We start from the raw sequence: 24,905 nt of genomic DNA on the forward strand, positions 1-24,905 counted from the left end.
ATTTTGATAATCGATAATTTACTCCTATAGAAAGAGTTTGTCAATATCTTTTTTTATGAAAAATGCTTAGCTAAATCAGCTAAGCATTTGCGGTCATTTATTATTGAGCAATTTTTTGATACGTCTCTTTACTGCATATGACATATAGTTCAGCCTCTTCTGGGATCGGTTCTTCTAGCTTGTTTAATATGTGGAAGTCATTTCTATCTGATATTAAGTTTGCACCTAACGTTTTTAGCTCTTCAAAAGCTTCATTGTATGTTTTCCAAAGCCCTGTGTTTTTTAGTTTCCATATATCTACACCACTTTTTCTACTTAACAGGTTCATCACTAACTTACTCGCGCCTTTATGTATCGCACATTTTGCCATAATGTCTGACAGTGCTTCGTCAGCGATGACGAATTCATCAACGTTTGCATGTTTAAAATTAGGGATGTGTTTATTTTTTAAGATTTCAACGATCGTATAAATATCGGTGTTCATTTCGACTGCATAACTCTCCACGGAGGAAACAATAATTAGTGACTTCCCATCAGCAGCAACCGGGTCATTATCTTGATTATTCGTAAAAATTAGCACGGCATTTGCAACTTGTACATTTGCCTGTTCGAGGGTTCGTTTATCGGTTGGATCTCCTTGAATATAAAAGATATTTTCATGTTCTACTGGGGTGTACGTATGGGAATCGATTAATACAATGTTTGCGTGTTCGTCCATCTCTAACAATTCATTTATTGTGTGCTGTGCCTTGTTTGACCACCCAATGATAACATAATGGTCTTTTCCTCTGTATCGCAACTTCCCTTCCTCCTTTAGCTTTCGAAATAGCCCATAACCTTCGACGACTTTACCAATAACAACCCCGATCAAACCGATGCCGAAAAAATATAAAAAAAGTCCATAAACCTTTCCGATTGTCGTATCTGGAACGAAATCACCGTAACCTGTCGTTGTGACAGTCGTCATGACGTACCAAAATCCAATGAATGGACTTTCGAACATTTCAGGCTCTAGCCAGTGTACGATAAAGGAGCTGCCTGCTAAAAAGAGGACTGTTATAAAGATGAGAGTAATTTTTCTTATTTTAATTGCTATTCGCATTAATTCAAAGATCATTAGCATTGTATAACCCTCCTTATATAGAAAGGATTACCAAGAACTCTATGGAATATTTACAACAGCTTCACTCGTTTTCTTCGGGAAAAGTGGATGAAGTGACGATAACATTCATAGAGCACATGCAAATTAGGAATTGTGACAATTGAAGATAGGAATTCAATTAAAAGGATTTCGTTCTTTTGGGGTAGAAGTACTTAAAGAAAAGATTTTGGCATAATGGAGGAAAGTTGATGTCAGTATATAGGTTAACACAAACAGATACCGAGAAAGCGATGAAAGTCGTGGAATTGTTTTTTAATAGAAATGCGTCTATTCCACAAATTGAATTATTTTTGTCTGGAAAAAATAACTATTTACTCACATATGAAGATAAACATAAGTTGGTTGGCTTTGCTTACGGCTATGAATTGCAACGGTTTGATGGAAGAAAAAACATGATGTATATGCATCAAGTAGAGGTACTGCCAGAGCATCGAAAACAAGGGATTGGGAAAAAATTAATGAAAAGTTTTATTGAGATATGTAAACAGAATGATTGTGAGAGGTTATTTTTAATTACGAACAAATCGAATGTACCTGCAGTCACACTTTATAACGGTGTTGGAGGAAAAACGTTTCATGACGATGATATTTTATACGCTGTTTCAACTTGACCTTTGTCTTTTCACTTACATGTCAAGTGGGTGATCAGTGACACCTGTGCGACATAGAGAAAACAGGGAAAGAACCTCTGTCTGTATTTTACTAAATCGTTAGAATAGCTTTCAAATGCACGAAGTGATTTGTCTTCTTTTATCACGAGTAACTAAGGACACTACAATTTTTTATTGATTTGTTTTAAATGATGAGCGTCATGTTTGATGAAGATTTTTATAAAGCTTTCAATCGAAAATTTCCTTTTGCCACCACCAATGGTAAACCTCACATCGTAATCTATGTCGAGTAAGCTTTCAATGATGGCTTTTCGTGTTTTTACAAAGGAGTGGATGATTGACTCAACAGATTTCTCTTTCAGAGAGGAGATCGCTTTTTCATTTTGTTTATCATGGTTAGGAAATGGAGGGAGGTCAGCACCAGCAGCCATTTTGGGAACCATTTGCTCCAAGTTATATTTATCCCAATAGTACATATGCCCGACGATTTCTCGAATAGACCATTTACCCTCATGAATAGGTTCAAGTAACACCTCATTATTACGTCCTTCTAACTGTAAAACCTCATCAATCGTACTTTCAAACTGCTTCAATGTCTTTTTCATCAATACATAAACCTCCGTACGTTCGTTTTTGGGGTGATGTTACTTTTTTACAAAAAATGCTTTCAAAATTGTTTTCATAGTCTAGTCCGATGCGTCGTGGTGCATTACACTTTCTAAAAAAGGAAAATCCTTTGGTGTTACTTTTAGCTTTACGAGTGGCTTGACCTCTATTTCACAAATCCACACGTCACGAATACCACCTTTTCAATGAAAGAAAGGATTAAAGAAGTATTCGATAAAGAGGGGCTTGATCCTTTTTAAGAAAAAAACGCCCAGTCCACGACCGTAAACTGGGCTATCCATGTTATTAGTCCTTTGTATGTTGTTTTATAAAAGATAGAACTCGTTGCTCTGCTTGTTCTGGACGCACCCAGAAGTCCGGTTGAATCCCAATCGCTTCTTTTTCCAATAAGTCAGGACTATAGTTGAAGGTTACTGGGACAGACATTTGGATACGAGTGTGAGGGAGTTGCCACATCAGTGCGTCTCCGCTAATCATTGAACCGCGCGTGTTCATACCGATCACGGTTGTATTATTCGCCTTTTTTAATTGTGATACAAAATGTTCACCAGCTGATGCTGTATTGTTATCGACTAAAATGAAAATGTGTGTGTCATTATCATCTACGGCTTGAAAAGCACGTTCTTCGGTTTCCCAATACGGTTCGATCGGCTTTTCAATTTCTTCAATTTTAAACAAATCGGTAAACTCCTCTTCAAAAGTCTGAGCAGAAATACCGTGTTCTAAATAAAAGTCGATCGTATCTTCCACAAACGTCAAACTTGTGTTTGAAAACAATTGGTGAAATTGTGAGTGCCAGCTAATCGACTCACCAAAAAATGCTTCCAGCCATTTTTCAACAAAAATGATACTTCCACCATGATTACTTCTTAAATCTAAAACAAAATAAGGTTCCCCTTGAAGGTGATTGGCCGTATCAATGATATCATCATAATCGATCGGGGCATCTTCAAATAAAAACATACTTCTTAATTGTAGCCAGGGAATCCCTTCTTTTTCACCAAAAGCAAATGGATCACCTAATTCATATCTAGCCAATGTACTTGTTACCGGCCTTAGCTCGATAAAGGCTTCTTCATCACCATCAGCCCTTTGAAAAACTAATGTCCAATCTCTTTCAGAAAGAGTTAACGACGTTGAAAATGTTCCAACAATAAATGCAATTTCTCCATTATCGCTTATCGTCGGTTTTAAAAAATCTTCTATATTTTCATTACCATTAATAGAAGATAATATCACATCGTTTTCTCCAATTAACGAAAACTCACCAGTATCTTTTTTTTGAAACTGGAAACGTTCGGATGCATAAAAAGTATATTGAAAGTCGGCCATCGGCGATTCATCAATAAGTAAGTGCGTATCTTCAATAAAGTCATAGTGGTTTTTTAATAAATTTATAAATTGAAATTGAGTGAGTTCAGCGTCATCATCTAATCCATTTAAATGATCAATAACATCGTCTCGCGCAGTTTGGAACGCTTCGTCGCCACCCATATATTCGTACAACGCATACATGTGTTTTAATGCTAGATGGAAGGTTTCCACATCCTCGATCATTTTTTCGGTTGTAACTGGGAAAGACGATTGCTCATGATTCAATCGTAGCGTTTGTAACGTTTCTTCTGACAACTCTTCCTCATCACTATTTGAAAAATCATATGTAGGGTCTGGCAATTCATCAAAATTGTGCTCTGTATAAAAACGATTATGTTCATTGATTTGTTCTAATGAGCCGAGTGCTTCGGTCTCTAAAGGAGCATTTTTTGCACACCCAATCAATAAAAGCATTAAAGTTAATAGTATTCCCCCTAATTTTTTCAAAAAATCACGTCCTTCTTTCCAACCTAATCTAGCTCTTTCATCACTTTGGCAGGGTTACCACCGACGACGATATTGTCAGGAACGTCCTTTGTGACAACGGCACCCGAAGCGACCACAACATTGTTTCCAATATTAACTCCTGGGTTAATGACGGCTCGTCCTCCAATCCACACGTTATCGCCAATCGTCACGGGGACCCCGTATTCTGGACCGGCGATTCGCTCTTTCGCATTTAATGGATGAGTTGCTGTATAGATGTGCACTCCTGGTGCAATGGCACAGTTATCACCGATGCGAATTTCACATACATCTAAAAAAACACAATCAAAATTTGCATAGAAGTTCTCACCGACATGAATGTTGTACCCATAATCACAACGGAATGTGGGTTCTATAAATATATTTTTCCCGGTTGAACCAAACAGTTCTTGTAATAACGCCGTTCGTCTATCTTCTTCCGTTTCCAACGTTTCATTGTATATCCTCGTAAGTCTTCGAGCGTTTAGTCGCTCTGTCACTAACAATGGGTCTGCGGCATCATAAAGCTCACCACTTAGCAATTTTTCTTTTTCATTACTCACTTTTTCACTTCCTTCACATTCGAGTATTAGTTCTATCATATCATTTATCATTTGCAAATGGTTAGTATTGGAAGTGATATGGTAGGATGAAAGGGCGAAAGGGGGAGGCTTTAATGATTAAGGTAAAAAAACTAGTTTTGTTGATTTGTACGATCTTTTTCATATCTGCATGTGGCGAAAACGAGACGCTAGAAGAAGCAATCGAAAACGACATTCCATTTGACGTGTTGGAAACGATACATATTGAAGAGGTTGATGGTGTCTATGTTGTGATGTATTCAACGATACCTGAAGGGGACCAGCCTCAAATAGGGAATATGGAAGGGTTAGGTATTGCCTATTTTACGGAAACTGATGTGGACGGTTGGAAAAATGTCGGTCCGGATAGCTGGACGCGTATGGATCATGACCAATTTACGGTATACAATGACTTTCATCGCGAGTTTACGGACGAAGGAGAGTTCGTTACAGAAATTCGAGTCGTGCACGGAAAGGTTAACAACCCAGAAATTGAGCAAATAAAAATGGCAAACCGTGAGACTCCTAACGACTTATCCGAAGCAACGATGATTCATATAAACGGCGATACGTATTACTTTATGATCGGAGACTACCATATTTACCAAGGCTATTCTGAAGATGGTGAGTTGGTGTTTGAGCAAGGCGGATGATGGGTATTGCTAACTCGCAAGTAAATGAGAGAAGTTGCAAAACAACTCAGAAGAGGTACGGACTATACAAACGTTTGTTTAACTATTTCTCGACATAATGAAGCACAATGAGGCAAGAATCATCATGGGTTGGTTGTTAGAGCATGTGAGAGTTTCGAATGGTCTGTCTCTTCTGATATAATGTTTTTTTTTAGGTAGTAATTGTACATGGAGTGGATTTTTGGAGAGTTTACAGGGGGATCGAAAAACCTATCACGGGGATCATCTTTTCCAATAGACATTCTCCCTTTTATGTTTAATACCATCGATCCAAACAATTAAATTATCTTCGTCAATTTCATAAACTAGAATGACTTGGAATAGACCAAGTCTAACCCAATATCCTTCTAAGGGACCATGAGATATTTGTTTTGCAGTAATAGTAGGGCTGTAGGATAAACGTGTTAAAGAATCGAGGTAAATTTTCTCTTTAACTTCTGGAGGGGGAAGCGAGAATATTTGCAAGTTCATTAAGTGCAGTTTGTGACCAGTAGACATCAAAAGACTTATTCACGTTCAATATTATCAACCTTCTCTCTTAAATACATAAGTCCTTGGTTTTTAGTATAAACTTGTCCTTTCTGCCGCTCTTGTCTGCTCTTTGTTACCTGTTTGATGAGACTTTCATCTTCTGATAGCGTATCTAGGTCTGACTGGTCTAAAGCTTTCTTTTCTCGCTTTAATTTTAAATAACTAATAAAGTCAAACACTTCTAGAGCCTCTTCTTCTGGGATTTGATCAATCATACGCTTGAGTTCTTCGCGATTTACACTCATCTTTACACCACCTCTCTATCCAAATCCTTATTATAACATTTATACGTAATGTTTCTATTCCTTTAACTTACAATAAGATATATGAGCAGGAATAATCACAACAAGCCAAAACCATCACCCATGAGTAAATGATTCAACACGAGACCGAAAACCGACTCCACTTTCAGCCCCAAGACTGATGATTCTTTTTCATTATGCGTTATCATAGATATGGGAAAGAAATGTGAGGAAAGGGTGAAAACTTTGGGAGACAACCATTTACATAACAGAGAGCTTGCGATTGAAGCGACAGGCCTTGTGAAAAACTTCGGTGACAACCGTGCTGTTGATAATGTCGACCTCCGAATTCCGAAGGGGACGGTGTACGGATTTTTAGGACCGAACGGAGCGGGAAAAACAACGACAGTGAGGATGCTCGCGACGCTACTCCAACCAGACGGGGGAAGTGCGAATATTCTTGGGCACGACTTAGTATCAGAAGCCGATGAAGTTCGTAAAAAAGTCAGCTTAACGGGTCAATTCGCATCCGTTGATGAAAATTTATCAGGAATGGAAAATTTAGTCCTTATTGCGAGGCTTCAAGGCTATTCTCGAAAAGAAGCGAAGGAGCGGGCGAATGAACTGCTTCATGCGTTCAGACTTGATGACGCAGCGAAACGCCAAGTGAAAAAATATTCTGGTGGGATGAGACGAAGACTCGATATTGCAGCAAGCTTAGTGATTACACCAGAGATTTTGTTTTTAGATGAACCGACAACAGGGCTCGACCCACGTAGCCGAAATCAGGTGTGGGATATTGTTAGAGCACTTGTTAATGCTGGAACGACTGTGCTTCTCACAACACAATATTTAGATGAAGCCGATCAACTCGCTGATCGCATTGCAGTGATTGACCAAGGCAAGATCATCGCCGAAGGAACAAGCGGGGAACTGAAAGCGTCCGTTGGCTCAGGTGCATTACAAGTTCGTCTATTAGATCCTGAACAGCGTCCGGCAGCTGCCGAATTACTTGAGGACTTATTAAAAACAGATGTCCAACTCGCTTCCGATCCAGCCTCGTTATCAGCGCGTGTGTCCGATAACGAAAAAGCCGTTGAAGCACTCTCCGAATTAACGAAAGCAGAAATCACAGTGACCGACTTTTCGTTAGGCCAGCCGAGCTTAGATGAAGTGTTCCTTACGTTAACAGGTCGAACGGCTGACGAGGAGAAAAAACAAGAAGGGAGTGCTGAAGGATGAGTCAAGAGCATGATCAACAATCAAGCATTGTAGAAGAAAAAGCCATCCATGACGTGCTTTCCAAGAGGAGTCGTCCGAAGCAGGCGAACGGTCTGACGAACTCGATGACGTTTGGCTGGCGAGCCTTGTTAAAAATCAAGTACATCCCTGAACAATTGCTCGACGTAACTGTATTTCCAATTATGTTTTTACTTATGTTTACGTACTTATTCGGAGGAGCCATTGCTGGTTCAACGGATATTTACTTGCAATATTTACTGCCGGGCATTTTAGCGATGACGGTTGTGACGATCACGATGTATACGGGAATGGAGCTCAACAATGACATAACGAAAGGGACGTTTGACCGGTTCCGGTCGCTTCCAATTTGGCGACCATCTGTCCTTGTCGGAGCCTTACTTGTTGACACGGTCCGTTACTCGATAGCGGCAGCAATCATGATCGGGCTAGGGCTCATCCTTGGTTTTCGCCCGGATGGAGGAGTCCTTGGAGTCGTTCTCGGAGTGTTGGTCCTACTCGTTTTCTCTTTTAGTTTATCGTGGGTTTGGACGGTGCTCGGATTAGTGCTCCGTTCGGAAAAATCATTGATGGGTGTCAGCATGATGGTGCTCTTTCCACTAACGTTTGTCAGTAACGTGTTCATTGATCCAAACACATTACCATCGTGGTTACAAGGTTTCGTTGACGTAAATCCCGTGTCATTACTCGTAACGGCCGTTCGTGGTCTTATGCACGGAACCGCGACAAGTGCAGACATCGGCTGGGTGCTACTTGCTTCGGCGATCCTGATCGTCATTTTCGCACCACTCACCATGCACTTGTACCGCAAAAAAAGTTAAAGTATTTTAGGTTTAAACAATCCCCGGGAATGCACAGTTCTCGGGGATTTGTTATTTCAGCTCTAAAATCGGTTTGTGCAAAATGATAATTATTTTAAGTTGCGGACAAATCGCGATTTTCACGGATAAAACGCTAAAGTCACGGACAAACCCATATTCTTACGGATAAATCGAAAAAGTCACGGATAAACTCAATTTCTTACGGATAAACCGAAAAAGTCACGGACAAATTGAATTTTTCGCGGAGAAACTGGTCCAGGTTGAAAAAAAGGTAATTGTCTCAAAGGCGGTAAACAAATCAATATTGGTTATAAGTCTAAATAAGTCTGTTGCTAAATGATAATTATTTTAACTAGCGGACAAATCGCGATTTTCGCGGATAAAGAGCAAAAGTTACGGACAAACCCACATTTTTACGGACAAACCCATATTCTTACGGACAAACCCATATTCTTACGGACAAACCCATATTCTTACGGATAAACCGAAAAAGTTACGGACAATCTCAAATTTTCGCGGACAAATCACCCCAAACGAGCTGCTCAACCCCAGCCAACGAATAAATCAAACTGTTAGTGCTCAAAACGTTCAAATTTTACAACTTTCATCTCCTTTTTTAAGCATAAATCTTTGATATACTAGAATTTGGGAATCATAGTTAAAAAGGAGGATCACGATGAGTACGAATTCGCTTTTTCATTTCTTAAAAAACATCGATGAGAACTTGGCTCAAATGGCAGAAAGCATTGAAAGCCAATTATATACAGATCCTCATGCCGTTTTAACGAAAGCGAGGCTCTTTGCGGAGAAACTTGCGAAAAAAGTGATGGATCAAGAAGATTACAACGAAGTGTACGAATACACGCAGTACGAACGTATTCGTTTCTTATATAAAGAAGGCGTCATTGATGACGACGTAAAAAGCTACTTTGACTCGGTTCGAAAGGCCGGAAACAAAGCGTCACATGAGGGCGATTCGCTTTCCGTTTCTGATGGGATTATGGCGCATCGCTACTTGTTTCAGATCGCGGTTTGGTTTGTTGAGTTATATGGCGATGTAAACTTTAAAGCGCCGAAGTACGAGCTCCCCAAAGCACAAGGTAATTCCAACGTTGAACAAAGCGAGCTAGAACAGATCGTTGCTAAGTCTGTACAAAAGACGATCACCGAGACATTTGAAGAGAAGTTCAAGCTATTACAAGAAGAATTGAAACAAGCAAGAGAAGCAGCTGTGCCACCACAACGACAAAATGAGCAGGAAGTCGTAGAGACAGCTGAACCTGAAAGTGGAAACAACGAATCAGCAGAAAAAGACCAGTCAGAAGATGAACAGCAAGTAAAACGAGTAACAACAACTGAATCGACGGAAGGTACCCCAATCGCGGATTATTTGGAGAGCAAAGGGTATGAAGTTGTTGATAAACGTGAGAAAGGCGGGGCTTTGTGGATCATCGGTGACTGGGGGATTAAAGACGACCTCTTCGCGTTGAAAGATCAAGGTGTATACTTCCGTTTCGCGAAAAAAGGAAGTCAAGCGACGAAACGTAAGCCAGCTTGGTTTTTATTGAATAAAAAGCCTGTCTTTATTACAGATGAGACACCGCAAATCACAGAACAAGAACGAGGGCCTATTGAGGAATCAAAACCTGAACCCGAACCAAAACAAACAATAGAACAGCCCAAAACCGTTGAAACAGTTACTCTCGCAGGTTATTTAAAACAAAAACAGCTAGAAGTGATCGATAAACGCGAAGGCGGTGGGACGTTATGGGTGGTAGGAGGATGGGAATTAAGCGACCTCTTACTCCCATTAAAAAAACAAAAAGTGTATTTCCGCTTTGCGAAAAAAGGAAGTCAAGCAACAAAACACAAGCCAGCTTGGTTTTTAATGGGGAAGAAAAAAGAAGAAGTGTACGTTACGATTGAAACGGATGTAGTAGAAGAACAAGAACCGGAAAAGCCTGAATTCCAGGAACCGGTGGAAAAAGAGGAGCCCATTGAGAATATAGCTAGTCAAAAAGATGAAGAGCCATCAATAAAACGACTCACATTTAATGGTCAGCAGTTAACACTAGAACGTGAACAACAAGAGAAAGAGATAAACATTGACGATTTCCCTAGTTGTCAACACTTCGTACAAGGTCTATCAAACATCAAGATTACGACTTTAGGTGAACTGCCTGAGTCACTTGACGGATTCCATACGCAAGTAAAAGGGTCTGGACCAAAAGCTGTTGAAAAGTTTTGGGACCACTTGCAGCAGCTATTAAACCAAGGTAGTAAAGAGGCGACAGAAATAGAGGTCGAACCAGGAACCCTATTTTTAAACAACAAAACGTATCAGGTTCCTGAAATATTATTTGATCTTTCGATAGACAAGTTCTCTTTTCAAGGCGTCGACTCTGTTGTGAGTGGGTTGAAAGACAATGGGTATGAACGCATAAGAGATTTGCCAAATGACCTATCATCATTACAAAACTTAAAAGGTGTAGGCCTTGGAAGAGTAGAGCGATTCTTCGCTCAATTGATTGTAGAGCTAGAGCATGAGAAGAAAACGAAGGAACGAGCGGAAAAATTAGCAAGCATGACACCAGAAGAACAAGAAATATTTTTGTTCACCGAAGCGACAGAACAGGTCAAAGCGCTTGAAGACCCAGTAACAAGAAAAGGGTTTCGAATTGTTGAAAATGATTATAAGATGATGAAAAGGCGTCATGAACGTTTTCTCAATGGTGAAAATTACTCAATTGGCGCATTAGGAAATGACTTTGGCGTTACAAGGCAACGCATTCAACAAATGCTAAAAAGGTTTGCTGAACGGGTACTGTCGCTTATGTACGACTGGCATGAGTTTGTTAAGCTGCCAATAGAGGAGACAGGCTTTTTTGAAAAAACATTAGACGAAACGCTTTTCGAACATTTCATTATCACATATGTACTCGACGATCAGGGGATTCGCTATGATGACGAATTAAACATGTTAACAAACGTATCAAAACAAGCATTAGAGGATGAAAAGGGAAAACTAGCAAAAATGATGCGAAATGATTTGCGTGGATCTTTACTGACAGATCATGAGCTAGAGTCTTACTTCAACAATTGGGCAGAATCCCTTTCTGTACCTCCACATATTACGAAAGCGTGGAGTAAACAACTCGTCATGAAAACGAGCGAAACGAACGAGTGGATCCTGAAAAACTCAACAAACGCTGATATTACTGAAATGGTGATGAAGCAATACCCTAAGGGTGTTGAAGTGTATAAAAATAGTGCTGAACTCATTCGCAAAGGAAATGCCATCAAAGCAGGAACATTTCGTAAAGGGAGAGACTTTGCTTCGATCGTTTTACGCGATGAAGAAGCTGATAAGTATGTCATGTGGGGACGCGGCTTGTACATCCACCACTCCTTTTTGAAAAAATCGTATGACATCCTAGAAGAAATGAAAGATCACGCAGTTGTGCTCTTAAAAAAGCGGGACATCATCTTAATTGGAAAAATCTATTCCATGTTTGAAAAGGAACTTAATCACGCTGGAATTCCATCAGAGTATGCATTGTACGACTTATTGAGGCGGAATTACTCAGACGAATTGATATTCCCGAAATATCCTCGGATTGCAAATGAAGGGGCGCAAATAGGGTTTAACTTTGAGCAAATGCGTGATTTTATTGAGCAAAAAGGCAGACCAGTCAAAACAGAAGAATTAATGTATCACTTTGTTACGAACTTAGGCTGGAAGCCGTTTACGGTACAATACAACCTTTCTACTCACGAATCATTTATTTCTTACGACCACGCTCAAGTAGCATTGTTGCATTGGTATGAGGACCGTACAAAGGAAGATTTGCAGCCGATCGTTGATTCCGTTAGACAACAGCTAGAGCATCATGACTCCATACAAATCTACGGAGTATATAAACAAACGGAGTCACTATGTCGTTCATTAAATATTGAGACACCACACCTATTGTATGCGTTATTACGGGAACGTTTTGGTGATGAACTGCACTTTATACGTTTTCCACACATTGTCGCAGAAGTCACCGATAACCCGGTAACTGTCAATAGCCTTGTAGAAAGCTATATTCTTGAACAAGGCATGGAAGTGTCCAGAGATGAATTAGAAACATGGTTCATTGATGAGGTTGGTGCTAGACAAGAAGCGCTCTACAATGCTCTTCTTATTCAGAGCATCCTCACGTACAAGCGGAGCTCAAACTCTGAATATATTCATAAAGATGTGATCGGCTATAATGAAGAATTGAGAGAAAAGTTATATGAGGTCGTTCACACATACGTAAAAGAGCAGGCCTCATCAGAAAAACCATATGTTATAACGGAAGAGGTCATAGAGGGCACAGCATTACCACCTTTACAAAATGAAATTGAATGGACAGCGGACTTACTCGTCTCATGTTTACGGCAAGACGAACGTTTCTTACTAGTTGGAACGACTCATCACATCATCGTAGATCAAGACAAAGCACAAGCTATTAAAGACCCAATTAGCTTTGTAGCTCATGTTTTGCAACATCAATTCGGAGGGGAAACAACGCTGACTGAGCTTAGAAGACAGTTAAACAAAATTCGTTTTTCGAGTGACGGACAATGGACGAAAGAAATGAAAGCAATCATTGATGATGGCCAAGCACCATTTATTGAAAATGGTGAGAAAATCATGATGAAAAGCGTGACAACATAGAGGTAGCACAATTCGTGTTACCCCCTTACATACAGAAGGAGAAAGGAAGACACATATGAGCAAACTTACTTTGCAACAACTTGAAGCACATTTATGGGAATCAGCAAACATTCTACGAGGGAGCATCGACTCTTCTGACTATAAAAACTACATTTTCGGCCTCATGTTTTTAAAACGATTAAACGACGTATTCGTTGAAACGGCCCAAAACATTGAGGAAGAAGAAGGCGACGATTACGGTTGGTACGATCGCGACGAACACCAATTCTTCGTTCCAGAACGTGCACGTTGGAAAAACATCCAAGCAAGTACACAAGACATTGGTGATGCTATTAACAAGGCATTCGAAGCGTTAGAGGAAGAGAACCCATCACTACAAGGGGTTCTTGCAAATATTGACTTTAACGATAAAGAAAAGCTACCAGACAAGCTCCTTTTACAATTAGTCCAACATTTTAGTGCGATTGATCTTCGTAATGAGAACTTATCTGAACCCGATATGCTTGGACGAGCTTACGAATATTTAATTAAACAATTCGCCGATGATGCTGGGAAAAAAGGCGGCGAATTCTACACGCCAAGTAAAGTCGTTGAATTAATCGTAAATTTAATTAAGCCAGAAGAGGGCATGCGTGTTTGTGACCCGACCGTTGGTTCAGGCGGGATGCTCATTCAATCCGTTGACTACATTAAATCAGAAGGTGGCAATCCACGGAACTTAACCCTTCACGGTCAAGAGCGTAACTTGAACACGTGGGCAATATGTAAGATGAACTTGCTTTTACACGGGTTAAGTGACCACCGAATTGAAAAAGGAGACACGATCCGTGAACCAAAGCTGACCGAAGACGGCGAACTCATTCTTTACGATCGCGTCATCGCGAATCCTCCGTTTAGTTTAAAAAACTGGGGGCGTGAAGAAGCAGAAGGTGATGAATACGGCCGTTTCCGTTTCGGATTACCACCGAAAAACGCCGGTGACTTAGCCTTCGTACAACATATGGTTTCGACACTCAACCACGAAGGAAAAGCAGGTGTCGTCATGCCACACGGGATTTTATTCCGCGGCGCAGCAGAAGGAAAGATCCGTCAAGGACTGTTAGATGAAGACTTAATTGAAGCTGTCGTTGGTCTTCCATCAAATCTATTCTATGGAACAGGAATCCCAGCATGTATCTTGATTTTGAACCGAAATAAAGACGAAGATAAAAAAGGAAAAGTGTTCTTCATTCACGGAGCAGACGATTTTCAAGAAGGGAAAAACCAAAACGTTCTTCGCGATCAAGACATTGAAAAAATCGTTTCTGCTTATGACAGATGGGAAGAAGTAGAAAAGTATTGCCGTCCTGTGTCATTAGATGAAATTAAAGAAAACGACTACAACTTAAACATCGCCCGTTACATCGACACAACAGAGGAAGAAGAACAAATTGATGTTGGCGAAGCCTTAGCCGAACTCCGAAAACTCGAAAAAGAACGTAATGAAATCGAAGACAATATGTACGGCTACTTGAAGGAGTTGGGGTATGGTGAGTAATATACCTAATCAATGGAAGCAAATTTCCTTTAAAGATAGCATTAAGGATATTATAGATTATAGAGGTAGAACCCCCAAAAAGTTAGGGATGGAATGGGGGGGGGGAGAAATCCCAGCCCTTTCAGCAAATAATGTTAAGATGGGGAAAATTGATTTTTCATTAGAATGCAATATGGGTTCTCAAAAGCTATATGAAAAATGGATGTCAAAAAAAGAGCTATCCAAAGGTGATGTCTTGATGACCATGGAGGCACCTTTAGGTAATGTTGGACAAGTACCAGATAATAAAAAGTATATTCTTAGCCAAAGGGTTGTAGCTTTGAAGACACAAGATAGTATAGATAATACTTATTTTAAATACTTTTTGATGTCACCTAAGTTTCAGTCATTATTAGATAGATTTTCTACAGGGACAACTGCAAAGGGTATTAGTCAAAAAAATTTAAATAAACTTAATGTATTAGTTCCGCCATTTAAAGAGCAAATAAAAATAGCTGATATTCTTTCTATTGTCGATGAAGCAATTGAAAAAACAGAAGCCATCATTGAACAAACCGAAAAAGTGAAAAAAGGGTTAATGCAACAACTTCTTACGAGAGGAATCGGGCATACACGCTTTAAGAAAACGGAGATTGGCGAGATTCCTGAGGAGTGGGAAGTGAAAAAACTAAATGATTTGGTTGAGAAAATTGTAGGAGGGGGAACTCCTTCAAGAAAAGTTGCTAAATATTACACAGGTAACATTCCTTGGATAACTGTAAAAGACTTAAAGTATTTTAAGTTAAGTAGTTCATTAGAATATATTACAGAAGAAGCTATAGAGAATAGTGCAGCAAATTTAATACCAAAGGGGAATATCATAGTTGCAACTAGGATGGCGGTTGGAAAGGCTTTTACAAATTTAGTAGATGTAGCAATAAACCAAGATCTAAAAGCACTAGTACCTGACAAAAAGCTTATATCAACTGAATTTTTATTATGGAGTTATCTAAATAAATCTGCACAAATTGAAAGGCTTGGAACTGGCACAACTGTAAAAGGTATAAGGCTCGAACAATTAAAGGAATTAAAATTTGCGACCCCTAGTTTAACTGAACAAGAAAAGGTTGTAGAAATATTAAATAACTTTGAAAACAAATTGGAAGTAAATAAGTGTACATTACAAAGATTTCAAACGCTAAAAAAAGGCCTCATGCAAGTACTTCTTACGGGGGAAGTTCGTGTGAAAGTGGATGATGAATAGGGGGTGAGGGGATGACCTCAACGTCAGATTGGAACGAAAAGCAGTTAGTTGAAAATCGGATGATTGAACAGCTGAAAGGGATAGGCTATGAATATGCATATGGTCCGGATCTTGATTCTGAACGTGAAACCGCGCATGACGTTATTCTCCGTAGACGTTTAGAGCATGCAATCAAACGATTAAACCCGTGGATGAGTGATGACAATGTGCGGAAGGTGATGCGCCAAGTACTTCATATTGAAGCGACAAGCTTAATGGAAGCAAACGAGAAGTTCCATGATCTGCTCGTCAACTACATTTCCGTTCAGCAAGACCTAGGAAATGGGAAGAAAAACCAGACGGTTAAGCTCATTGATTTTTCAACGCCTGAAAACAATGAGTACCTTGTCGTTGATCAGTTCAGTATTTCAGATGCAAAAGGCACGATTCGACCTGACCTTCTTATTTTTGTCAACGGCTTGCCATTAGTCGTTGTTGAATGTAAAAGTCCGATGCTGAACATTCATGAGCAAATCGGACAAGGGGTAAAGCAGATTAGACGTTACCAAGACGACCAAGAGCGATTATTTCATTACAACCAGTTTATGATTACAACGAGTAATGATCGTGCAAGAGCGGGAACGATCGGTGCGTTAGCACAGCACTATGGGCTCTGGAAAGACCCATATCCGTTAACAACACCAGAAATTGGTGAGAGCCCGACCGCCCAAGACATTTTAACAGCAGGAATGCTGACGAAAGAAAACTTCCTTGATCTCATTCAAAACTTTATCGTTTATGAGCCAGAAGGTGGTCGGACGATAAAAAAGCTTGCGCGTTACCAACAGTTCCGTGCGGTGAGAAAAGCAATTGACCGGATTCGCCATGCAAAGTCACCGATTGATCGTGGTGGTGTCGTTTGGCATACACAAGGGAGCGGGAAATCGCTCACGATGCTTTACTTAGCTGTGAAGTTGCGACGGCTCGAACAACTTGAAAACCCAACGATTGTCATTGTGACAGATCGAAAAGATTTAGATGATCAAATTACGAATACGTTCCGGCGTTGTGGCTTTCCGAATCCTCAACAAGCTGATGGCGTCCATCACTTAAAGGAGCTTCTTTCACAAGGACCTGGTTCAACGATTATGACGCTTGTTCAGAAGTTCCAAGAAGATAAAGAAAATGGGGCATACCCTGAACTATCGACTTCTGAAAACATCTTCGTCATGGTCGATGAATCACACCGAAGTCAGTACAAAGGGCTTGCGATGAATATGCGTACCGCATTGCCGAACGCGTGTTACCTTGGTTTTACCGGAACGCCGATCGATAAAGAAGATAAAAGTACGACACGCACGTTTGGCCCTTACATTGATAAATACACGATTGAACAAGCTGTTGAAGACGGAGCGACCGTACCGATTTTTTATGAAGCGCGTATGCCACAGCTTCATGTTCATGGGGAAACGCTTGATGATCTTTTTGACCGCAAGTTTCGTGAGTATGATGAAGAAACGCGAGAAGAAATTAAGAAAAAGTACGCGACCGAAGAAGCGATCATTGCCTCACCGAAGCGAGTCGAGCAGGTTGTCATCGATATGGTCAAGCATTATGAAACGCATATCGAACCAAACGGATTTAAAGCTCAAGTTGTTGCCGTCACACGTGAGGCAGCTGCTATGTATAAGGAAAAACTTGATGAGTTGAGTGACTATGAATCTGTGCTTGTCATCTCGGGTGGGCATAACGATAAAGAGGACTTGAAGCAATACCACATCTCGTCTGATGAGGAAAAAAAATATATCGCGCGGTTTAAAAAGCCGTTATCTGAAGACAAGCTTGCGTTTATTATCGTTTGTGACAAGCTCTTAACTGGTTTTGACGCACCGATTGAGCAAGTAATGTATTTGGATAAACCGTTGAAAGAACATAACTTATTGCAGGCGATTGCCCGCACGAACCGGACGTACAACAAAAAGGATTACGGATTAATCGTTGATTATTACGGCGTTTCGAAGTTTTTAGAGCAAGCACTTGGTATTTTTACAAAACAAGACGTCCAAGGTGCCTTGCAGCCGATGGATAGCGAGCTTCCGCGTTTGCAAACGAGACACCGTGCCGCAATGAGATACTTTGACTATGTCAATCGCGAGGACTCAGATGCGTGTGTCCAAGTGTTGGAACCAGAAGACGTTCGAAATGAATTTGAAACAGCGTTTAAACGGTTTGCGGAAAGTATGGATATGATGATGCCGAATCCGAAAGCACAACCATACTTGGACGATTTGAAGTTTTTAGGGAAGATCCGTCAGCTAGCAAAATCTCGTTTCCGTGAAGAAGGAATGGATATTTCCGACTGTGGTGAAAAGGTAAAGCAGCTCATTGCTGAACACTTGCATGCGTCTTCGATTGAAGTACTACATGATCCAATCAATATTTTATCGAACAAGTTCGAACAGCAACTCGAAAAAGCGGAAACACCAGAAGCAAAAGCAGCCGAAATGGAGCACGCGATCCGTCATGAAATTAAAGTGAAGATCGACGAAAACCCGGTCTATTATTCTTCGCTTCGTGAAAAATTAGAAGAGTTGATTAACGCGCGCCGGGCAAAGCAAATGGAGATCGCCGAATACGCAGAGGCATTACGCGAATTGATCGATGACATGCGAAGTTCTTCGGAAAAAAGTGAAGAACATGGCCTAGCACGCGAGCAACTGCCATTCTATCAAATGCTTGAACAAGAACTCGATTACGGTGACGATAAAGAAGGGTTACGCGAACTCACCCTCATCATCACCGAAGTCATCGAAGAAGAATCCGTCATCGAATGGACCGAAAAAGACGACATTAAACGCGAAATGCGGAAGAAGATCAAACGACAGTTACGCGCAATCAAGTGTCCGCGAGAGAAGTTGGACGCTGTTGCACAGCAGTTGATGGATCTAGCTTCGGTGCATTATAGGAAGTAGGAGAAGGGAACGTTCTTTATCGAACGTTCCCAATTAATGATTAGGTCAAGGTAAACAAGTTATACGAACTATTAATCCTAGTTCTTTACATGTTGATATAAACGATGAAAGTAGCCAAAGAATCTGAATAATTTCATGTTGGCAAGGCCTTCCTTGCTTTAATCTATTAAGTCCCGATTCTAATGCTGATTTAGAAAGAAAATTTACAACTATATAAACTTCTTTTATTGAATTAGGTGTACTTAGTGTTTTAATAAAACATTTTCCACCATTTTCAGCTGTATCTCCTATTCTTGTAAGTGATATATTAGTATCTTTTATGTTTTCATTCCACTTTTCTATTTTACGTTCTAAGTCAGTTGAAGTAATGCTCATATTCCCTATGTTTTTAAGAGCTTGTGCAAGAACTACTTGAAAATCAGAAGCGGATAATCTTGAATTTCCACTTTTAGCATGATAATAGCAAATATTTTTTGAATCGTTAATAGATATAAAATCAGCAAATTCATTTCCTAAATCATCACAAAACAAGTAATCAACATTAGACGCTAATGTATTTTCTATAAAAAAGAACAATGAGTTAGAGTTAAAACTAGAAGAATCAGGAGAATTATTACCTTTCTCAGATGTAATAGTACTTAAAGCTTCATATGGCTCTAAAACATCTAAAAACGCTTCTAAATTACCTAGTAATTTTGAATCTTTGAATAACTTTTTATGAGAATAGACATGTTCTATTTGTGAAAATGTAATAATGTAATTTTGATTTTTATTAATATATTCTTGAAGGTTAACTTCTTTATTAAAGAAATTAATAGTTATGTTCTTTAACTTTTTTGATTGAATTGAAAGAGAAACTTTATTTCTTTTCAATTTTAATTTATTATCAATAGAATTCGGCACTATATAGTTATTTTCTATACGTTCGACTTTAAATAATGTATCAAACTCACTTAAATACTTCTGTAGGTCTATTTTTCTGCTTTTATCTCTAAAGTTATATCTAACTTCTTCAATTAACCCTCTTTCAAAATCAGCTAATAAATCATTAAAAAGGAATAATATTGAAGTTGGTTCTAATTCTTTTAATTCTTCTTGGTTATCTACAGGTGCTGAAAAGTTATCTAGATATGACTCTCTTAACTGAAAAGCTTCAACCTTATCAACCACGCTAACCGCCCATTGAAAATATTCATCAATAGAAACTTTCTTACCAAGTTTATTAATCTTAGAAGTGTTAAGGGCTAGTGATATCCTACTGTCTTTATCGTTAATTCTTATATTGTTAATTATATATTTACTAGAATAAACAGGAGAAAAGACACTTGTTAAATCATTTGCTTCGATGTTTCTCCTTCTAATTGCATTATTACTAATGTCCATATTTATCATAGTTAGTTTTTCAAAGTTTGAAGTATTGCTTAAAAATAAGCGCGAAATAGTAGTGTATTCAACATCACTAATATAGTCTTTTAATAATGTGTTAAGCCCACTAATATTTTTTTTATTTATAATAACCATGTTTGAATATTCTAAAATCAATAAGTATGCATATTTAATTTCTTCTTCAGAGCCTTCCTCTAAAAAGTTAGGTTTGGCCTTAAATTTAAAGATACACAATGAGTATTTAATCCTTTTATCTCCAAACGTATATCGATCTTGAATTATCTTGGTAGTGTATGGACCAGATTTTTTACTAGAGACCTTTATAAATAATCCTTTAATATACCTTTCTGAAAGAGGACTGTTTAGATAGTAGAAATAAGCAGCTTCCCCTAACACTAATCTATTAATCATATATGATTCTCCTAAATTAAATGAATGTATAGAATAATATTAACATCAAAAAATAAATAATAAAAAATATAAGGTTTAAAAATAAGTTTTGTTTTATGAAGACAGTTTAATTTTTCATATATGTTTTATTAGTAATTTATGATTAGTGGGGAAGGGAAAATATGACACGTAGTTAAAAGCCCAACACTTACTCGATCGTAAGCGTTGGGCCGTTTTTTCGTAACCATTCTTTTCGTTGTTCGTAATCTGGAAATATGGAGTAAAGGCAATTCCAAAAATCCCGAGAGTGATTCGGGTGTTTAATATGTGTGAGTTCGTGAACGAGCAAATAATCGATGATTGGAACTGGTGCCATGACGATCCGCCAGTTCAAATAAATTACATTGTCACTAGTACACGTGCCCCAGCGCATTTTCTGCTCTTTCAACGCAAATTTCGTAGGAGCAACGTTCAATTTCCCCGCATACATGTCGAGACGTTCTTTCAGTTTTGACTCCCCGTGCTGCTTGTACCACGTTTTAAACAGCTGTTTAAGCTCTTCAATTCTTTCCTCATCAGAATAAGAAGCAGGTATATCAGCGAGGAACTTTCCTTGCCAAAATACAAGCTTACTTTTTTTCAACTCATCATGCTTTCGTACCTTTAAGCGGTAGTTTCTCCCTAAATACGAGAACTTCTCACCACTTACAAACTCCTTCGGTGCAGGAGGGTCGACAATCTCTCTACAATCATTCCATTTTTGCAAAATCCATGGCGCTTTTTTATATAAAACAGATTCAAGTTGCGACTCATCTATTTTTTGCGGCGCCGTCACTTTGACACCATTTAGCCATTCAACGGAAATCGAAATGTCCCGTTTGTCAGCCTTGTATTCAAGATCGTATTCTATCGTCGTTGTGCCGTATGTAAAGTTAGGCATCGCAATCGCCCCTCTTTCTTCTAGAAAGATTTTAGCCTTTCTAGGGGAAGAGGTCAAATCCTTAAGTAAGTGAAAAGTTATGAACAAAAAATTGTGGATTTAGCAGGTATCACGTCATAAAATGGAGAATTTTAATGTGTATAATGGAATTTTTTTACTAAAATATTTAAGTAAGGAAGGATAAAGTGAGTAAGAAGTATTATAAGTTCATGAAGAATATAACTGCTGATGAATTATATGAAGGGCTTCTTGGATATGGTTTATTTAATGAGAAATTACCGCCATTTTTATCATCGAAGGCATTTTTTGATTATTGTCAAGCATATAACCCTACATTTAATAGTACAAAAAAAGAACAATCATATATCTACTATGAAAATATGAGGAATATTAATATTCCTCGTTCGCTAGGAATACCAAATCCTATGGCTTACCAAAAACTTTGCCTACATTTAAAGGATAATTGGGATGAAATCATAGAACATTTTAGAAGGAATACTATTAATGATGGTTATAAGAAGAGTCGAATACACATTAGGAAAATTAAAGAAAGCAAAAAGATTTTTGAAATGAATTATAAGAACTTTAAGAGTGATGGTACTCCAGAACCAGATTTACTTATTGGAAGCAGGTTTTTAGTGAATGCTGATATTTCAACTTGTTTTCCAAGTATGTATACACATTCACTCTCATGGGCATTAGTTGGAAAGGATACTGCAAAGAGTAATAAAAATAAACGCAACGAGTGGTACAATCAATTAGATTTTTATGTAAGAAATACTACTAATGGTGAAACTCATGGATTTTTGATTGGCCCACACACCTCTAATGTTTTATCTGAGATAATTTTGACTTCTGTTGATTATGAGCTAAGTAAAAAGAAATGGAATTATATTAGACATGTCGACGATTATACATGTTATGTAACTAGTTATGAAGAAGGGCAAAACTTTCTATTAGATCTTTCTGAACAACTACGTTACTATAATTTAATCCTAAATCATAAAAAAACAACTATTACCCCATTACCAATGGCAGCTACAGAGCAATGGATTAGAAGGTTAAATTCATTCTTGAAATATAATAAGAAAGATTATATGGACTTCAAGGATGTCCGAGCTTATTTGGACCTTGCAATACAGTTAGTACATGAGAATAATAATTCAGCAATTTTAAAATACGCAATTAAAGTAGTAGCAAAAAAGGAATTAACGAAAAACGCAATTGATTATTTTGTGAAAAATGTTTTTCATATTTCAATTATTTACCCTTACCTAGTGCCTTTATTAGAGGATAATGTATTTAATGCATTTAAAGTAAATATAAAGCAAATCATGGAATACTCTCACCTATTGTATAAAGAGGGACTGCAAGCAAATAACTTTGAAGAAGTATCTTATGCTATTTACTTTGCACTTAAGTACAATTTTGTGTTTGACCATTTAGATTTTAAAGAAATCAGGAGTAGCAACCATTGTTTATTATTATTACTAACTTTTTTGTATTGTGATTATTATAAAATAAACACTGAGGTTAAAAAATTTAAACGTTTGGCTAGAGAATTGAATAAAGATAAGGAGGATTTTGGACAATATTGGTTATTCATCTATGAATCTTTACCAAAATCCGACTTAAAAGGCGATTGGAAAGACCTTAAAGATAAGAAGATTTCATTTGTGAAAGGTTTTATAGGTGAAGCATATACTTCCCTTTAGAAAATTTTAGTGTTATGTATACAAATTGATGATAAATTTAATTACGCATTTGAACTTTGAAACCTCTCAAACTCACCTTCAGTTTGAGAGGTTTTCTTTTATTTTTTCTGTCAATGGCCAATGTCAATCAAGAGGTCCTTCCCCATACTAACACGCCACAAACCCCTTCAAATCAACTGTCAACTAGAGGTTGCGGAGCGTTGCAACCATAAAGAGCTTTACATTTCGGATGAAATCAATCAATAATTATGACTGGAAGAGACAAGAAAAGTGTGAGGTGTTCTATATAAATGATTTTTGCTGAGAAGTTAAAAAGTGAGCGACAGAAAAAAGGATGGTCGCAAGAGAAGACCCTAATAAATTGATTTATCTTAGCTAATGATTGAACTCATTAATAAAGAAACGAGGACAATAAAGGAAGATAAATATCCTAACCATCCTAACCAATCAATCACCATTATTCTTTAAACCCCTTTCAACAGGGTAATTAATAATAGTTTGTCAAAGCATTTAGGTGATCATGCATCGCGATAATAATCACAGTTTTATTCCGTATATGAGGGTAACCGTATACAGAAGCTGCTATTACTTTTCGGATATAGAAGTTGGTTCAGCTGAAAAAAACTTTTAATCTTAAAAAATGCTACATCATGTTAGGAATGAAAACATTTATAAAAAGGAAATAACCGAAAATCCCAATGCTTAAAAAGATCAAAAAGATTGCAAGTGCTTTTTTATTCGTATTCATTGTTCCACTCCTTAAAAAAATGACATACTTCGTGTTAATAGAAGCAAGAGAACCGCCCACATGCTTCCTAGTGCTTTATAGGCGGAATGTTTACGTTTCGTTCATCTTTTAATGAAACGTGTAATTGATGATTTCGATTGATCGAGGCGAAGAATACGTTTTTTATGTCATCAATGCCTTGGGCAGTTAATTGTTGTTTTAGCCATGGTTCATTTAAGTGAAGATCTTTCATGACATTGGAGTAAATTGTTCCTTCTATGATCACAGGGAAGGCAATGGCAGATGTTGATTTAACGATGTTCATATCTTCGCGCGTCACAGAATTTTTTCCCGGTTTTTTTAACACGGATAAAGCCCCATTTGCTTCAATCACTGCTGTTTTCACTTCACTAATATCAAAGACGTCTTTTTCTCTTAACATTTGCAGGATGTTATCGACTGAATAACGGTCTTTCTTCAAGTTTTTACGAATGAATCTACCATCTTGAATCACGACATTTGGTTCAAATGTCAGTAATCGGCCGATTTTTCGATTTGAGATTTTCCAGTTGGCAACAATTCGTTGAAAAACACCAATGGCAATGATCGCAGCGGCAGTTGGAAGGTGATGAATATTCGGGTCTGCGATATCAGCGCCGACCACTGCACCTAAGGTGACGATAATTAAAAAATCAAAGATCGGTAATTCCCCAATCGCACGCTTTCCCATATATAGGGTCATAAATAGAAGTAAAGGTAAAATCGTTACGATACGTCCAAAAACGATAAGGATATCTTTTATAATTTCAAACATCTTTGTAGCCCCTTTCAAAGATTCATATATTTTCATCTTTTCCAGGGTTGCGTTGATAGATACCTTGAATGAAGGCGTATCGTAATCGGGACGATATTTTCATTATAAGAAAAGGGGATGAGGATGGCTGG

Annotated in this window: 17 protein-coding genes; 9 read left to right on the forward strand and 8 right to left on the reverse strand. The window is 38.3% G+C overall.

Annotated elements, in window-relative coordinates; all coding sequences use genetic code 11:
• Positions 1-100 precede the first annotated feature (100 nt).
• Entirely contained in the window at positions 101-1,123 is a 1,023-nt protein-coding gene (locus LGQ02_RS01230) for a potassium channel family protein (RefSeq protein ID WP_226516447.1), read from the reverse strand.
• Positions 1,124-1,350: 227 nt separating this feature from the next.
• On the opposite strand from LGQ02_RS01230, the gene LGQ02_RS01235 reads away from it, so the two are divergent.
• Positions 1,351-1,773, forward strand: coding sequence for a GNAT family N-acetyltransferase (locus tag LGQ02_RS01235; RefSeq protein WP_226516448.1), 423 nt, complete (start codon positions 1,351-1,353; stop codon positions 1,771-1,773).
• A gap of 161 nt (positions 1,774-1,934) precedes the next feature.
• Here the strand turns inward: LGQ02_RS01235 and LGQ02_RS01240 are convergent, their stop codons facing one another.
• From LGQ02_RS01240 to LGQ02_RS01250, 3 genes are all read right to left on the reverse strand, one after another.
• On the reverse strand, positions 1,935-2,378 hold the full coding sequence (locus tag LGQ02_RS01240) for a DinB family protein (RefSeq protein WP_226518181.1): 444 nt from the start codon (positions 2,376-2,378) through the stop codon (positions 1,935-1,937).
• Positions 2,379-2,685: 307 nt separating this feature from the next.
• Complete coding sequence (locus LGQ02_RS01245; RefSeq protein ID WP_226516449.1) at positions 2,686-4,221, reverse strand: S41 family peptidase; 1,536 nt, start codon at positions 4,219-4,221, stop codon at positions 2,686-2,688.
• A gap of 23 nt (positions 4,222-4,244) precedes the next feature.
• Positions 4,245-4,802, reverse strand: coding sequence for a maltose acetyltransferase domain-containing protein (locus tag LGQ02_RS01250; protein ID WP_226516450.1), 558 nt, complete (start codon positions 4,800-4,802; stop codon positions 4,245-4,247).
• Positions 4,803-4,915: 113 nt separating this feature from the next.
• Between LGQ02_RS01250 and LGQ02_RS01255 the strand changes: the two genes are divergently transcribed.
• Positions 4,916-5,473: a hypothetical protein gene (locus LGQ02_RS01255; RefSeq protein WP_226516451.1), complete on the forward strand. Its 558-nt coding sequence runs from the start codon at positions 4,916-4,918 to the stop codon at positions 5,471-5,473.
• 545 nt (positions 5,474-6,018) lie between these two features.
• Here the strand turns inward: LGQ02_RS01255 and LGQ02_RS01260 are convergent.
• A complete protein-coding gene (locus tag LGQ02_RS01260; RefSeq protein ID WP_226516452.1) occupies positions 6,019-6,288 on the reverse strand; it encodes a hypothetical protein in 270 nt (89 codons plus the stop codon).
• 243 nt (positions 6,289-6,531) lie between these two features.
• Between LGQ02_RS01260 and LGQ02_RS01265 the strand changes: the two genes are divergently transcribed.
• The 6 genes from LGQ02_RS01265 to LGQ02_RS01290 all read left to right on the forward strand — a co-directional run bounded on the left by LGQ02_RS01265 (position 6,532) and on the right by LGQ02_RS01290 (position 18,802).
• Positions 6,532-7,527 (forward strand): ATP-binding cassette domain-containing protein, encoded by a 996-nt coding sequence (locus LGQ02_RS01265; protein ID WP_226516453.1) that lies wholly within the window; start codon positions 6,532-6,534, stop codon positions 7,525-7,527.
• Positions 7,524-8,366 (forward strand): ABC transporter permease, encoded by an 843-nt coding sequence (locus tag LGQ02_RS01270; protein ID WP_226516454.1) that lies wholly within the window; start codon positions 7,524-7,526, stop codon positions 8,364-8,366. Before LGQ02_RS01265 ends, LGQ02_RS01270 begins: the two co-directional genes overlap by 4 nt.
• A gap of 676 nt (positions 8,367-9,042) precedes the next feature.
• Complete coding sequence (locus LGQ02_RS01275; protein ID WP_226516455.1) at positions 9,043-13,071, forward strand: DUF4145 domain-containing protein; 4,029 nt, start codon at positions 9,043-9,045, stop codon at positions 13,069-13,071.
• A 55-nt stretch (positions 13,072-13,126) separates the two neighbouring features.
• Complete coding sequence (locus LGQ02_RS01280; protein WP_226516456.1) at positions 13,127-14,608, forward strand: type I restriction-modification system subunit M; 1,482 nt, start codon at positions 13,127-13,129, stop codon at positions 14,606-14,608.
• On the forward strand, positions 14,598-15,851 hold the full coding sequence (locus LGQ02_RS01285) for a restriction endonuclease subunit S (protein ID WP_226516457.1): 1,254 nt from the start codon (positions 14,598-14,600) through the stop codon (positions 15,849-15,851). The genes LGQ02_RS01280 and LGQ02_RS01285 overlap by 11 nt, the downstream gene beginning before the upstream one ends.
• An 11-nt stretch (positions 15,852-15,862) precedes the next feature.
• Positions 15,863-18,802, forward strand: a complete 2,940-nt coding sequence (locus LGQ02_RS01290; RefSeq protein WP_226516458.1) for a type I restriction endonuclease subunit R — start codon at positions 15,863-15,865, stop codon at positions 18,800-18,802.
• A 45-nt stretch (positions 18,803-18,847) separates the two neighbouring features.
• Here the strand turns inward: LGQ02_RS01290 and LGQ02_RS01295 are convergent, their stop codons facing one another.
• Positions 18,848-20,599: a hypothetical protein gene (locus tag LGQ02_RS01295; RefSeq protein ID WP_226516459.1), complete on the reverse strand. Its 1,752-nt coding sequence runs from the start codon at positions 20,597-20,599 to the stop codon at positions 18,848-18,850.
• Between the two features lie 187 nt (positions 20,600-20,786).
• A complete protein-coding gene (locus tag LGQ02_RS01300; protein ID WP_226516460.1) occupies positions 20,787-21,518 on the reverse strand; it encodes a M48 family metallopeptidase in 732 nt (243 codons plus the stop codon).
• A gap of 185 nt (positions 21,519-21,703) precedes the next feature.
• On the opposite strand from LGQ02_RS01300, the gene LGQ02_RS01305 reads away from it, so the two are divergent.
• A complete protein-coding gene (locus LGQ02_RS01305; RefSeq protein ID WP_226516461.1) occupies positions 21,704-23,233 on the forward strand; it encodes an RNA-directed DNA polymerase in 1,530 nt (509 codons plus the stop codon).
• A gap of 815 nt (positions 23,234-24,048) precedes the next feature.
• Here the strand turns inward: LGQ02_RS01305 and LGQ02_RS01310 are convergent.
• Positions 24,049-24,774, reverse strand: a complete 726-nt coding sequence (locus LGQ02_RS01310) for a YetF domain-containing protein (protein WP_226516462.1) — start codon at positions 24,772-24,774, stop codon at positions 24,049-24,051.
• Positions 24,775-24,905: the final 131 nt, after the last annotated feature.

The organism is Bacillus shivajii (assembly GCF_020519665.1).
In the GTDB taxonomy this organism is placed as follows: domain Bacteria; phylum Bacillota; class Bacilli; order Bacillales; family Salisediminibacteriaceae; genus Bacillus_CA; species Bacillus_CA shivajii.

What these genes read in the sequence shown, in the direction of transcription:
- LGQ02_RS01230 (WP_226516447.1), bottom strand. Translation starts at nt 1,123, where the DNA reads ATGCTAATGATCTTTGAATTAATGCGAATAGCAATTAAAATAAGAAAA.
- LGQ02_RS01270 (WP_226516454.1), top strand. Translation starts at nt 7,524, where the DNA reads ATGAGTCAAGAGCATGATCAACAATCAAGCATTGTAGAAGAAAAAGCC.
- LGQ02_RS01310 (WP_226516462.1), bottom strand. Translation starts at nt 24,774, where the DNA reads ATGTTTGAAATTATAAAAGATATCCTTATCGTTTTTGGACGTATCGTA.
- LGQ02_RS01285 (WP_226516457.1), top strand. Translation starts at nt 14,598, where the DNA reads ATGGTGAGTAATATACCTAATCAATGGAAGCAAATTTCCTTTAAAGAT.
- LGQ02_RS01280 (WP_226516456.1), top strand. Translation starts at nt 13,127, where the DNA reads ATGAGCAAACTTACTTTGCAACAACTTGAAGCACATTTATGGGAATCA.
- LGQ02_RS01260 (WP_226516452.1), bottom strand. Translation starts at nt 6,288, where the DNA reads ATGAGTGTAAATCGCGAAGAACTCAAGCGTATGATTGATCAAATCCCA.
- LGQ02_RS01240 (WP_226518181.1), bottom strand. Translation starts at nt 2,378, where the DNA reads ATGAAAAAGACATTGAAGCAGTTTGAAAGTACGATTGATGAGGTTTTA.
- LGQ02_RS01255 (WP_226516451.1), top strand. Translation starts at nt 4,916, where the DNA reads ATGATTAAGGTAAAAAAACTAGTTTTGTTGATTTGTACGATCTTTTTC.
- LGQ02_RS01295 (WP_226516459.1), bottom strand. Translation starts at nt 20,599, where the DNA reads ATGATTAATAGATTAGTGTTAGGGGAAGCTGCTTATTTCTACTATCTA.
- LGQ02_RS01235 (WP_226516448.1), top strand. Translation starts at nt 1,351, where the DNA reads ATGTCAGTATATAGGTTAACACAAACAGATACCGAGAAAGCGATGAAA.
- LGQ02_RS01300 (WP_226516460.1), bottom strand. Translation starts at nt 21,518, where the DNA reads ATGCCTAACTTTACATACGGCACAACGACGATAGAATACGATCTTGAA.
- LGQ02_RS01275 (WP_226516455.1), top strand. Translation starts at nt 9,043, where the DNA reads ATGAGTACGAATTCGCTTTTTCATTTCTTAAAAAACATCGATGAGAAC.
- LGQ02_RS01290 (WP_226516458.1), top strand. Translation starts at nt 15,863, where the DNA reads ATGACCTCAACGTCAGATTGGAACGAAAAGCAGTTAGTTGAAAATCGG.